This is a genomic window from Erwinia sp. SLM-02, from assembly GCF_037450285.1.
Classification (GTDB): domain Bacteria; phylum Pseudomonadota; class Gammaproteobacteria; order Enterobacterales; family Enterobacteriaceae; genus Erwinia.
This window is the reverse complement of the sequence record NZ_JAQISN010000001.1, coordinates 108173-121177: the sequence shown is the minus strand read 5'-3', so window position 1 is coordinate 121177 and position 13005 is coordinate 108173. Positions and strand designations below refer to the sequence as shown.

Genomic DNA, 13005 nt, shown 5'->3' with positions numbered 1-13005 from the left:
TCTGCTTAACGTCATCCCGCAGGGTTACTTGCGGCGCTTAACCCACTGCCAGCTCACCAGCAGCAGCAGGATCCACGCAATACCGACGTACAGCGATACGCGGGTATCCGGGAAATAGCCGATTAAACCGATAATGAAGAACAGGAACAGAATGCCAACCGTCGCGGTAAACGGCCCGCCCGGCAGGGCGAAGGCCAGCGCTTTCTTCTGTTCGGCACTGAGCGTGCGGCGGAAACCAATCTGGGAAAACAGGATCATAATCCACACCCAGACGGTGGCGAAGGTCGCCAGTGACGCAATCACCAGGAAGACCTTTTCCGGCATCAGATAGTTCAGATACACCGCCAGCAGCATGGCGACCATCATCGCCAGTACCGTCACCCACGGCACGCCTTTGCGGGAGACGCTGGCGAAGACCTTCGGTGCGTGCCCCTGCCCGGCCATACCGTGCAGCATGCGCCCAACGCCGAAGACGTCACTGTTGATCGCCGACAGCGACGCGGTGACCACCACAAAGTTGAGGATGGCCGCGGCGGCCGCAATACCCATATGCTGGAAGGTCAGCACGAACGGGCTACCGTTAGTCCCGACCTGGTTCCACGGATAAATCGACATGATGACGAACAGCGTACCGACATAAAACACCAGAATACGCATCGGTACGGCGTTAATCGCCCGCGGGATCGAGGTCTGCGGATCCTTCGCTTCCCCGGCGGTGATACCAATAATCTCAATTCCGCCGTAGGCGAACATCACCACCTGCAGCGACAGCATCGTGCCAATCCAGCCGTTCGGGAAGAACCCGCCGTGGCTCCACAGATTGCTGATGCCCGTTGGCTGGCCGCCATTTCCCAGGCCCCAGACAATGATGCCAATGCCGGCCACAATCATGATGATGATGGTCGCCACCTTAAACAGCGACAGCCAGAATTCTACCTCACCAAAGATTTTCACCGTGGCGAGGTTAATGGCACCAATAATCATCACCACGCTCAGCACCCAAATCCAGTGCGGCACGTCGGGGAACCAGAAGCCCATATAGATACCGAAGGCGGTCACATCGGCAATGGCAACAATGAGGATTTCAAAACAGTAGGTCCAGCCGGTGATAAAACCAGCCAGCGGGCCGAGGTAGTCCTGCGCATAGCGCGAGAAGGAGCTGGCCTGAGGATTGTTGACCGACATTTCGCCCAGCGCACGCATAATGATATACGCCACCGCACCGCCGATCAGATAGGCCAGAATCACGCTGGGACCGGCCATTTTGATCGCATCGGCCGAGCCGTAAAACAGCCCGGTACCGATTGCCGAACCCAGGGCCATAAAACGAATATGGCGGGTACTCAGTCCCTTTTTAAGTGTCGTGCTTGTCATCTATACACCTGTCGACCCCTTACCTGATGAGGCAAGGGGAAGTTTTACAACGCTTATTGCTGATGCGCAGTAACCGACTGGTGGCCAGACACACGATCGTATACGGCTACCAGTACCAGCATCACCAGTGAAGGAGGCAACCATGCCAGTCCCTGTTCCGCCAGCGGCAGATTTTGGGTAAACCCAGGCAGCAATGCCTTAAATTCCGTGGTTTTGATGGCGTCAATAATACCGAAAATCAGGCTCACTAACATAGGTAAAGCGATGATTCGGCTACTTTTGTGCCACCACTTCAGGGTGAAACTCAACAGGACCAGCACAATACACGGCGGATAAATCGCCGTCAGCACCGGAATAGAGAACTGGATCAGGTGGCTCAGGCCCAGGTTAGACACCACCATGGAGAACAGGCCGAGGATGAACACCAGCTGGCGATAAGATAACGGCAGCAGGGCTTCAAAGAACTCCGCACAGGCGCAGGTCAGGCCAACCGCGGTGACCATACAGGCTACAAAAATCAGTGCCGCCAGGAAGAAGCTGCCCATCCCGCCAAAGGTGTGCTGAACGTAGGCGTGCAGAATAGCCGCGCCGTTCGCCTGCTGATCGACAATCGAAGCGCTGTCTGAACCCAGCTTGAACAGGCTCAGGTACACCAGCGTCAGACCCACACCCGCAATCAGACCCGCAATAACGGTATAACGGGTCAGCAGCTTCGCGTTATCGATACCGCGTGAACGCGCGGCGTTAACAATAACAATACCGAATACCAGTGCGCCCAGCGTATCCATGGTCAGATAGCCGTTAATAAAGCCGCTGGAAAATGCCGCGCGCTGATAGTCCTGGGTTGCCGGAGCAAGACCGCCGGCGGGCCACAGCAGTGCCGCAACGCCCAGAATGGTCAGCGCAACAATTTTCAGCGGTGCCAGCACGTGGCCCACGGTATCCAGCAGTTTGCCGGGATACAGAGAGATACCGATCACCAGCGCAAAATAGATCAGGCTGTACACCAGCAGCGGCAGAGCGCCATCGCCGGTCAGCGGGGCAATCCCCACTTCGAAGGACACGGTGGCGGTACGCGGGGTGGCGAACAGCGGGCCTACGGCCAGATAGCAGACCGTAGCCAGCACGATGCCGGCCGCTTTGCCGATAGGCGAGCTGAGGGCATCAATCCCCCCACCCACGCGTGCCAGGGCGATCACGGTAATCACCGGCAGACCGACGGCGGTGATCAGAAAGCCGATTGCTGCGGTCCAGACAAATTCGCCGGACTGAATACCCACCATCGGCGGGAAAATAATGTTTCCGGCACCTACGAACAGGGCAAAAGTCATAAAGCCCAGCGCCAGAATATCTTTTGGAGTTAAACGATGCGTCATAAGGAACGGTGCTGCCTGTACTGGTGTTGAATCGTGATGTCAGATTTATCCCCTGGGTCGCCCTGTAAACGTTGCAAAATCAAGTCAATGCAGTGGAAACCACCTTCTATGAGCCGGACGGGCAGCGAATCTGAGCTGTTTATTTTCTGTATGCAGGGGGATGATGAAAAAACGGAGGTAAGTAAAACGTTTATAGCGGAGAAAGGCAATACGGGATCCAAAAAGCAGTAGTATATAGCGTAAAAAAGACAACAGGCAGCGTATATCATTAGTTAACGTGAATATCGCGTTACATGATTTGTATCTTTTTTATCCGACCCGGCGTTAATTTCTGCATTTTTACCTCACATGATGCACAAAAGACGCGTAAAAACGCGCCTTATACACAAAATGACAGGGGGTAACGCCTTACCAGACGCGGTTAGCGATATCCACCACCAGACGCAGTTTGGCCCACTGCTGTTCTTCCGTCAGGCTGTTGCCCTCTTCGGTCGAGGCGAAACCGCACTGCGGGCTGAGGCAGATCTGGTCGAGGCTAATGCACTGCGTTGCTTCCTTAATTCGCTGCTCCACCGTCGCCGCCTCTTCCAGTTCGCCGGTTTTGGTGGTGATCAGCCCCAGCACCACCTGCTGACTGCCCGGCTTGATAAAGCGCAGCGGCTCAAACCCCCCGGAGCGCTCGTTATCGTATTCGAGGAAGAAGGCATCAATGTTCACGCCGCCGAACAGGATCTCCGCCACCGGCTCATAGCCGCCTTCCGAGATCCAGGTTGAACGGAAGTTTCCACGGCACACATGCAGCCCGACAATCAGATCGTCCGGCTTCCCTTCCAGCGCCTTGTTCAGCACGCGGGCATAGGTCCGGGCCAGTTCTTCCGGATTGTCGCCGCGCTCGCGGATTTCACGCTTCTGGTCATCTGAGCACAGGTAGGCCCAGACGGTATCATCCAGCTGCAGATAGCGGCATCCGGCATCGTAGAAGGCTTTGATCGCATCTTTATAGGTCTGCGCCAGATCGTCAAAGTAGTCCTTCAGATCGGGATAGACGGTGGCATCAATCACTTTACGGCCGCCGCGGAAGTGCAGCACGCTCGGGCTGGGGATAGTCATCTTCGCCACGGCATCGCCGCTGATGCTCTGCAGGAAACGAAAATCCTCCAGCATTGGATGGTTGCTGAAGCCCAGCTTCCCGGTCACCTTTACGCCGCGTGCTTTGGTCTGTACGCCGTTAAACTGAATGCCCTGCTCGGCCTCAAAGCGCTCCACGCCGTCCAGGCCGTCAAAGAAATCAAAGTGCCACCAGGCGCGGCGGAACTCGCCGTCGGTCACCACCTGCAGGCCCACTTCACGTTGCAGCTCAACGACCTTACGAATTTCAGCGTCTTCAACGCGACGCAGTGCGGCGGCGTCAATTTCACCTGCTTCAAACTGTTTACGCGCCTGCTTGATCGCCGCCGGACGCAGGAAGCTGCCAACCACTTCGGCGCGATAATGGGTAGATGTTGTCATTGTCGGTTACTCCTGCCGGCCTTCGGGCGCATAATTTAGGGTAGTCATTATTACTACGGGTTACTTTTAGACATCTGGATGTCTATATGTCTGGTGGTAAGAGTGTCATGAGAAACCCTCAGCGGCAAACGAGGAAAATTCATCGCAGTTGAAAAAAATTCATCTTCCTGATGAGCGTCAACCGCGATGAATCTGGCAGAAAAGAGGATTACGGGGCCAGCAGGCTCAGCGCACGGTCGCGCTGCTGCTGTGAAAGCGGCAGATACCCGGCCTGGCTGACCAGCTTCTGACCGTCCGGCGACAGCGCCAGGCGCAGGAATGCGGCCGTCAACGGCTCCAGCGGTTTGCCGGGGGCTTTATTGACGTAAATATAGAGCGGACGGGCATAGGGATAGAGCCCGCTACGGATATTTTCCGGCGTCGGTGCGATCCAGTCGCTGCCGCTGCGGGCCACCGGCACGGTTTTCACCCCGCTGATATGAAAGCCCGCGCTGGCATAGCCAATACTGTTCAACGTACCGGCCACCGCCTGCACCACCGCCGCCGAACCGGGATACTCGCCGACGTCTTTGCGGAAATCGCCGTTGCACAGCGCCTGCTGCTTGAAGAACCCCCAGGTGCCGGAGGCGGAGTTGCGGCCAAAGCGCTGCAGGCCGCGATCCGTCCAGCCCGGCTGCGTCAGCTGTAAATCACCCCAGGTCACCGGCACTTTTCGCGCCCCGCAGCGACGGGTAATCGAAAAAATAGCATCCAGCTGCTGCACGTTCAGCCCGGGCAGCGGATTGTCCTGATTGACCACCACCACCAGCGCATCCATCGCCACCGGTACCGCCAGCGGCGGATAGCCATAGCTGTCCTCGAACAGCTGGCGCTCCGGCGCCTGCATCGGCCGGCTCATCGCCCCGAGCTGCGCGGCGCCGGCCGCCAGCGCGGTAGGGGCCGTGGACGATCCCGCGGCCTGAATCTGCACATTGATCCCCGGATACTGGCGGTTAAAGCTCTCGCCCCACAGCGCCATCAGGTTGCCTAACGTGTCGGAGCCGACGCTGGATAAATTCCCCGCCAGCATGCCCTCGCGGGCGGGGGCGAGGGAGGTAAACAGCATCAGCGCCAGCGCCATCAGCTTTTTCATAGCAACAAACCCGTCAGATTAACGAACCGCATTCTCAACCAGTTCGGCGCTGACAATCAACCTTGGCGGCAGCTGGAAGCTGAAACAGGTCTCTTTATTCGGCTCGCTGGTGATATCCAGCCGGGCATTATGGTGACTCAACGCATGCTTCACAATCGCCAGCCCCAGCCCGCTGCCGCCGGTCTGGCGCGAACGCGCCTTGTCCACCCGATAGAATCGTTCCGTCAGGCGGGGAATATGCTCGGCGGCAATCCCCGGCCCGTTATCGCGAACCTTAAACTGCGCGCCGTGGCTGTTGCGCAGCCAGCTGATATCAATACGCGTTCCGTCCGGGGTATGGTTCACCGCGTTGTACACCAGATTAGAAATCGCGCTGTGCAGCTGTTCGTCATTACCGTACACGCGCAGATGGGGATCGGTATGGAAGTGGATTTCATGGCGACCGTTGCTGAGGGTTTCTGCCTCACGCTGCAGAATGCGCAGCATTCTCGGTACATCCACTTTCTCCTGCAGATCCAGCGCCGGAGCGGCTTCAATACGCGACAGCGTCAGCAGCTGCTTCACCAGGCTGTCCATCCTTCGCGTCTGTTCCTGCATGGTGTGCAGCGCCTTGTCGCGTACTCCACCTTCCAGCACCGAGTCATTCATCATTTCCAGATAGCCCTGCAGCACGGTGAGCGGCGTGCGCAGTTCATGGCTGACGTTGGCAAAGAAGTTGCGCCGTGCGCCCTCCAGCTGATGCATCTGGGTGACGTCCCTCGCCACCATCAGCCACTGCCCTTCGCTGTAGGGCATCACGCGGAACTCAATATGGCGATGGTTATTCAGCACCAGCGTCAGCGGGCGGCTAAAATCGCGCTGGCGTAAATAGCGGGTAAATTCAGGATAGCGCAGCAGGTTAAGGATATTCTGGCCGTTATCCTCCGGCCAGCGCAGCGCCAGCATCTGCTGGGCCAGGCCGTTACACCAGAAAATCGTCCCTTCTTCGGTGGTCAGGATCACCGCGTCGGGCAGCGATTCGGCACCGCTACGAAAGCGCTTAATCAGATGCCCAAGCTCGCGGCGGCGGCGGCGATTTCTCGCCTGCATCTGATAAAGGCCATAAAATAGCGGTTCCCAGCTGCCCCGTCCGCTTGGCGGGGTCATGCTGCGGTCAACCCACAGCCAGTGGGAAAGACGAAGTAAGTTATTGAAGTGGAAACCCAGCACGCAGAGCACTGAGACTAACAGCAGCCAGGGCAGATACCCGACCAGTAGCCCGAGCAATAGCGCGGGCAGGCTGGCGAGCAGCAGCTCCAGAAATAATCTCTTCCAGGAGAGGCGTTCCAACACGGTTCAGACTCCAGTGCGAACGATCAGTAGCGTGCAGAGAAACGGTAACCTGTTCCACGAACGGTTTGTACCATGCGATCGTGCCCGGTCAGCTCTAAGGCTTTACGCAGGCGACGAATATGCACGTCAACGGTACGGTCTTCGACGTAAACGTTAGTTCCCCAGACGTGGTTTAGCAACTGTTCACGGCTGTAAACCCGTTCAGGGTGAGTCATAAAGAAGTGCAGCAGCTTATACTCGGTCGGCCCCATTTCCAGCGGCTGGGTATCCGACATCACGCGGTGAGAGGACGGGTCAAGGCTCAGCCCCTGCATCTCAATAACCTCTTCCACCGCCATCGGTGAAATACGGCGCATCACGGCTTTAATACGCGCCATCAGCTCCTTCGGTGAAAACGGCTTGGTAATATAGTCGTCGGCACCCACTTCCAGGCCACGCACGCGGTCTTCTTCCTCACCGCGGGCCGTTAACATCATCACCGGAATATCGCGGGTCATCGCTTCACGCTTCAGATGCTTAATAAACTGAATGCCGGAGCCGCCCGGCAGCATCCAGTCCAGCAGAATCAAATCCGGCCAGGGTTCAATCAGCAGGCTGACCGCGCTGTCGTAATCCTCAGCTTCAATAGGTTGATAGTCGTTTTGTTCAAGAACGAAACACAACATCTCGCGGATTGGGGCTTCATCTTCAACTACCAAAATACGCTTAGCCATTATTGCTCCTGCGAATGTGACAGGCTGTCACGGGGGATATGCGGCGTCATTATGCGTCAGTTTTATGACACTTTTATGAAAAAAACACCCCTGGAATCGGGAGCATAGCGAAAAAGCAGTACGGATGATTTCATCCTGACCGCCGGCAATCACTTGCCCCGTTGACAGCAACAGCGTTTATAATCCCCCGCAACATCATCAGGCTATGCAGGGAGTGACATGCGCATCATTCATACCGCCGACTGGCATCTCGGACAGTTTTTCTATACCAAAAGCCGGGCGGCTGAACATCAGGCCTTTCTCGACTGGCTGCTGGAGCAGGCGGAAGCGGAGCAGGCTGATGCGATTATAGTCGCCGGTGATATTTTTGATACCGGATCGCCGCCGAGTTATGCCCGCGAGCTGTATAACCGCTTCGTGGTGAATTTACAGCAGACCGGCTGCCAGCTCGTGGTGCTGGGCGGCAACCACGATTCGGTGGCAACCCTGAATGAATCGCGCGAGCTGCTGGCCTGCCTCAATACCCGGGTGATCGCCGCCGCCAGCGACGATATTCGCGACCAGGTGCTGGTGCTCAATACGCGCGACGGCAAGCCGGGGGCGATACTGTGCGCCATTCCGTTCCTGCGTCCGCGTGACATTATGCGTAGCCAGAGCGGCCAGTCGGGGCGCGACAAGCAGCAAACCCTGCTGGAGGCCATCACCGATCATTATCAACGCTGCTGGCAGGAGGCGCTGGCGCAGCGGGCCGCCCTCAAACTGACGCTGCCGGTGATTGCCACCGGGCATCTGACCACCCTGGGCGTAACCAAAAGCGACGCGGTGCGCGATATCTACATCGGCACGCTGGACGCCTTCCCGGCCGATGCCTTCCCGCCCGCGGATTATATTGCGCTCGGCCATATCCACCGCGCCCAGCGCGTTGCCAACAGCGAACACATTCGCTACAGCGGCTCGCCCATCCCGCTGAGCTTTGATGAGCTGGGCAAAGAGAAAAGCGTTTTCGTGGTAGATTTTGCCGACGGAGCGCTGAGCCAGGTCACCCCGCTGCCAATCCCACTGTTCCAGCCGATGCGGATGATTAAAGGCTCGCTGGAGGAGATTGAAGCACAGCTGGCCGCGCTGGAGCCGGATCCGCAGGAAAAGTTAATCTGGCTGGATATTGAGATCGTCACCGATGACTGGCTCAGCGAACTTCAGCGCCGTATTCAGCAGCTGACCGAGTCGCTGCCGGTGGAGGTGGTGCTGCTTCGCCGCAGCCGCGAACAGCGTGAACGGGTTATCGCCCGGCAGAATAATGAAACCCTCAGCGAACTCAGCGTTGAAGAGGTGTTTGCCCGCCGCCTGGCGCTGGAGGAAGGTGAACCGGAGCGGCTGGCGCGCGCTGAAGCGCTGTTTGCGCAGACGCTGGAAGCCGTGCGCCACGAGGAGCAGCCGTGAAAATTTTAACCTTACGCTTTAAGAATCTGAACTCGCTGAAAGGCGAATGGAAAATCGACTTTAGCGCCGAGCCTTTCGCCAGCAACGGGCTGTTTGCCATCACCGGCCCCACCGGCGCCGGGAAAACCACCCTGCTGGACGCCATCTGCCTTGCGCTGTATCACGAAACCCCGCGCCTGAAGAGCATCACCCAGTCGCAAAACGACCTGATGACCCGCGACACCGCGGAATGCCTGGCGGAAGTAGAGTTCGAGGTAAAAGGCGTGGCCTGGCGCGCCTTCTGGAGCCAGAACCGCGCACGCGGTGCCGCCGACGGTAATCTTCAGGCCCCGCGCGTAGAACTGGCGCGCTGCGAAGACAATCAAATTGTCGCCGATAAGGTTAAAGACAAGCTGGAGATGATTGCCAGCCTCACCGGCCTGGACTTCGAGCGCTTTACCAAATCAATGATGCTGTCGCAGGGGCAGTTCGCCGCCTTCCTCAATGCCGATGCCAACAAGCGGGCCGAGCTGCTGGAGGAGCTGACCGGTACCGAAATCTACGGTCGGCTGTCGGCGCAGGTCTTTGAACGCCACAAGCTGGCGAAAACCGAACTCGACGGCCTGCGCACTCAGGCCTCGGGGATGGATCTGCTTAGCGATGAGCAGCAGCAGGAATTCAGCGACCGCCTGGCGCAACTGGTGGCCGATGAGCAGGTACTCACTTCTCAGCAGCAACACCAGCAGCAACAGCTGCAGGAATGGCAGCAGCTGGCGCAGCTACAGCAGGACCAGAATAACCTCGTACAGCAGCAGCAGCGGCTGGCAGAGCAGCTCAGAGAGGCGCAGGACGCGCTGAAGAATGCGGTAGAGCAGCAGCAGCAGGCACAACAGGCGGAAGAGCAGCATCAGGCACAGCGGCTGGTGCAGGAAACGCTGATTGCTGAACAGGTGATCCCGCTTGACCATCAGCTGTCTTCGCTGAGCGACCGGTTGAAACAGCTGGAGCAGGAGCGAAGTCAGTACCAACACTCATACCAGGCCCGCCAGCTGGAGCGAACAAAAAACCAGCAGATTCAGCAGGATAAACTGGCGGCGCAGCAGAAATTTCAGCAGTGGCAGGATGCGCATCCCCGCTTCGCCCAGTACGGTGAATCCCTGCCGCTGTGGCGTGAGCGCTTCCAGCAGCAGCAAAAAAGTGAGCAGTCACTCTCATCCCTGCGCCAGCGCGTGGAGGCTCAGCAGCAGGAACTGCATCAGCTTGACCTCAGCCGTCAGCAGCTCGCTCAGCAGGCTGTACCGCTTCAGCAGCAGCTGGCCGGGGCACAGCAGGCGCTCGAAAAGGCCGTGCAGATGCTGCAACCTCTGCAACAGCAGCATTCTGCCGAATCCCTGCGCGGTGAGCTGGAACGGTTTACCCGCCAGCGACCGCAGCGTCAGCAGCTCGCCACGCTGCAGCCGCAGTGGCAGTTGTTAACCGCCCGGCGCAGTCGCCTGCAGCAGGATGACCAGCAGCTGGCGCGTGAGATAGCGCAGACAAGTGAGCAGTTACTTACGCTGCGCACCAGCTGGAAAGAGAAAAACCAGCATTTGCAGGATGTTAAGGCCCGCCGCGACCTTGAGCAGCGTATTGCCAGCCTTGAAGAACATCGCGCCCGCCTGGAGTCGGGCCACCCCTGCCCGCTGTGCGGTTCAACCGATCATCCCGCGGTCGCGGAATATCAGGCGCTGCAGGTGTCGGAAACACAGCAGCGGCTGGCTGAATTAGAACGGCAGGAACAGGAATTAAAAGAGCGCGGCAGCGCCTGTAGCGCACAGCTGAAACAGTGGCAGCGGCAGGAGGAACGGCTGAAACAGGACCGGCAGGAGGCCGACGATCAGGCCGCCCAGCTGGCACAGCGGTGGCAAAGCGCGGTGCAGACGCTGGGGTTGACCTTCAGCCCGGACGACGATGAGCCGGTTGCAGCCTGGCTGAAAGAGCAGGAACAACAGGAACAGCAACAGCAGCAGCGGCTGAACGACCTTGAGCAGGCGGAGCGCCACTGCCAGCAGCAGAAAGATCGGCTCTATCAGCAGCAGCAGGCGGTGCAGACGCTGCAGCAGCAAACGCAGCTTCTGCAGCAGCAGTTCGATACCGCCAGCCGCCAGCGGGACGAGCAGCGTCAGCAGCTGGCGCAGGAAGAGCAGCAGGCCGCCCGCCAGCGCAGCGAACTGGCTGACAGCCTGCGGCCGCTGGAGCTGACGCTGCCGGAGAATGCCGATTATCACGGCTGGCTGCAGCTGCGCGAACAGCACTGGCAGCAGTGGCAACACAATGCCACCGCGCTGGCGCAGCTGATACCCGAGCTGGCAGCCCTCGGCAGCCGCCAGCAGGCGCTGGATGAAGAACTGGTTCAACAGCAGGCACAGCTTGAGGCACAGAATAAGCACATCGGCGAGCAGCAGCAGGCACTGGCTCACTGCCAGCGGCAGCGACAGCAGCTGTTTGGCGATCGCGTTATCGCTCATGTTCAGCAGCAGCTGCGCGAGCAGGCCGCCGACTACGCGACGGCCACTCGCCGCTGTCAGCAGCTCTGGCAGCAGCAGCAGGATCTGGCAAGCACCCTGCTCGGTCAGCTTCAGTCGCTGGATGCACAGCAACTGGGGCTGACGGCGCGACTGAAGGAGTGCGAAGAGAGGGTCAGCCATCAGCAGGCCGGCAGCCCGGATAGCGGCCAGAATAGCGATACCGTGCGTGAGGCGCTGGCCGCCAGCGTGGCGGAGCTGGCGCGTCAGCTGCGTGAGAATGCCGGATTACAGGGGCAGCTTCGCCAGCAGCTGAGCTACGATGCTTCTCGTCGCCAGACGCTGCAATCCCTGCTGGTGCAAATCGCCGAGAACGAGCAGCAGGCGGAGGACTGGGGCTATCTGAACCAGCTGATTGGTTCTCGCGATGGTGATAAATTCCGCCGCTTTGCCCAGGGACTGACGCTCGATCACCTGGTATGGCTGGCGAATAATCAGCTCAACCGCCTGCACGGCCGCTATCTGCTGCAGCGCAAAACCCAGGAGGTGCTGGAGCTGGAGGTGGTGGATACCTGGCAGGCGGATGCCCGCCGCGATACCCGGACGCTGTCCGGCGGTGAGAGCTTCCTGGTCAGTCTGGCACTGGCGCTGGCGCTCTCCGATCTTGTCAGCCATAAGACACGCATTGAGTCGCTGTTCCTTGATGAGGGCTTTGGCACGCTGGATGCCGAGACGCTCGACAGCGCGCTGGATGCGCTGGATGCGTTAAACGCCAGTGGAAAAACCATCGGGGTGATCAGCCACGTTGAGGCGATGAAGGAGCGCATTCCGGTACAGATTCGGGTGCGTAAGATCAACGGCCTTGGCTACAGCCGGCTGGAGACGCCGACGGGATAAGTGCCGTTGGTGGACTGATGCTGGCGTTGCTGATAAATGAGCGACGATGCCCGGCCTCTGGCAAATTCTGTCGCTGGGCTGTTATGTCGCTGGAGCAGAGGTGTTGGGTGCCCGGCCTCTGCCGGGGCTGCCGGGCGGGTCCTCGCGCCGCGCTGCGGTCCCTTCGACTCACGCATCCGGCCGCACGGATCGGCGAAGACGTGTCATCCCTGACCCGACTTCGCCTGCCGCCAACATCCGTGTTGGCTGCTCCTGGCCAGCTGCCCTCCCCTCAGCGCTGCGGATGTCCCGGCAGCCCCGGCAGAGGCCGTTCCCCTTTTTTCATTTTGCTCGCTGCGTAGTAAAGACCATTCCCTCACCAACGCGAAGACCAACGAGCGCTGCGGCCGAGGCCAACCCCCCAATTGCTGTTTGCTCGCCGTGTCGTAAAGACCACTCCGGCATCAACGCGAAGACAGGCTGCTGCCCCGGAATGGCAATCCGCAGCGCTGAGCGCAGTGAGAAGGTCAGGATAAGCCCGCAGGACGCGGGCGCAAGGTGCGGCCGGGACAGGGACGTCCCGTCCGTGCCGCTCCGGCAGACCGACGAACGGAGCGAAGGCATCGCGCAGCGCGCGACGCGAGGACCGCCAGTCCAGGGCAGCAGCCGGTCAGCGCAGAGCGCTAAAATGCCAGACAACACCAGATCCATTCTCAAAGAATCTACAATTCAGCAGATCACATGAATCAAGCTACGGCTGCGCCAAACGA

The 13005-nt window shown here is 59.1% G+C and carries 8 protein-coding genes; 2 read left to right on the top strand and 6 right to left on the bottom strand.

The genetic code is table 11. From position 1 onward, the window contains the following. Positions 1-24 precede the first annotated feature (24 nt). The 6 genes from proY to phoB form a co-directional block, all read right to left on the bottom strand. Positions 25-1374 carry a proline-specific permease ProY gene (proY, locus tag PGH32_RS00615; RefSeq protein ID WP_314418664.1) on the bottom strand — a complete coding sequence of 450 codons (1350 nt, stop codon included), beginning with the start codon at positions 1372-1374 and terminating at the stop codon, positions 25-27. 53 nt (positions 1375-1427) lie between these two features. Then, positions 1428-2750, bottom strand: a complete 1323-nt coding sequence (brnQ, locus tag PGH32_RS00610) for a branched-chain amino acid transport system II carrier protein (protein WP_314418666.1) — start codon at positions 2748-2750, stop codon at positions 1428-1430. A 408-nt stretch (positions 2751-3158) separates the two neighbouring features. Next, the gene (locus PGH32_RS00605) at positions 3159-4259 is read right to left on the bottom strand and encodes a cobalamin-independent methionine synthase II family protein (RefSeq protein ID WP_337892910.1); all 1101 of its coding nucleotides are present in this window, start codon (positions 4257-4259) and stop codon (positions 3159-3161) included. A 208-nt stretch (positions 4260-4467) separates the two neighbouring features. After that, positions 4468-5391, bottom strand: coding sequence for a PstS family phosphate ABC transporter substrate-binding protein (locus PGH32_RS00600; RefSeq protein ID WP_314418669.1), 924 nt, complete (start codon positions 5389-5391; stop codon positions 4468-4470). 18 nt (positions 5392-5409) lie between these two features. Continuing rightward, positions 5410-6723: a phosphate regulon sensor histidine kinase PhoR gene (gene phoR / locus PGH32_RS00595; RefSeq protein ID WP_314418671.1), complete on the bottom strand. Its 1314-nt coding sequence runs from the start codon at positions 6721-6723 to the stop codon at positions 5410-5412. 23 nt (positions 6724-6746) lie between these two features. Continuing rightward, entirely contained in the window at positions 6747-7436 is a 690-nt protein-coding gene (phoB, locus tag PGH32_RS00590; RefSeq protein WP_105590763.1) for a phosphate response regulator transcription factor PhoB, read from the bottom strand. A 219-nt stretch (positions 7437-7655) separates the two neighbouring features. Between phoB and sbcD the strand changes: the two genes are divergently transcribed. Both sbcD and PGH32_RS00580 read left to right on the top strand, forming a co-directional pair. Further along, positions 7656-8876 carry an exonuclease subunit SbcD gene (gene sbcD / locus PGH32_RS00585; RefSeq protein WP_337892908.1) on the top strand — a complete coding sequence of 407 codons (1221 nt, stop codon included), beginning with the start codon at positions 7656-7658 and terminating at the stop codon, positions 8874-8876. Next, a complete protein-coding gene (locus PGH32_RS00580) occupies positions 8873-12256 on the top strand; it encodes an AAA family ATPase (protein WP_337892907.1) in 3384 nt (1127 codons plus the stop codon). Before sbcD ends, PGH32_RS00580 begins: the two co-directional genes overlap by 4 nt. Positions 12257-13005 lie beyond the last annotated feature (749 nt).

What these genes read in the sequence shown, in the direction of transcription:
- PGH32_RS00605 (WP_337892910.1), bottom strand. Translation starts at nt 4,259, where the DNA reads ATGACAACATCTACCCATTATCGCGCCGAAGTGGTTGGCAGCTTCCTG.
- PGH32_RS00600 (WP_314418669.1), bottom strand. Translation starts at nt 5,391, where the DNA reads ATGAAAAAGCTGATGGCGCTGGCGCTGATGCTGTTTACCTCCCTCGCC.
- proY (WP_314418664.1), bottom strand. Translation starts at nt 1,374, where the DNA reads ATGACAAGCACGACACTTAAAAAGGGACTGAGTACCCGCCATATTCGT.
- brnQ (WP_314418666.1), bottom strand. Translation starts at nt 2,750, where the DNA reads ATGACGCATCGTTTAACTCCAAAAGATATTCTGGCGCTGGGCTTTATG.
- phoB (WP_105590763.1), bottom strand. Translation starts at nt 7,436, where the DNA reads ATGGCTAAGCGTATTTTGGTAGTTGAAGATGAAGCCCCAATCCGCGAG.
- sbcD (WP_337892908.1), top strand. Translation starts at nt 7,656, where the DNA reads ATGCGCATCATTCATACCGCCGACTGGCATCTCGGACAGTTTTTCTAT.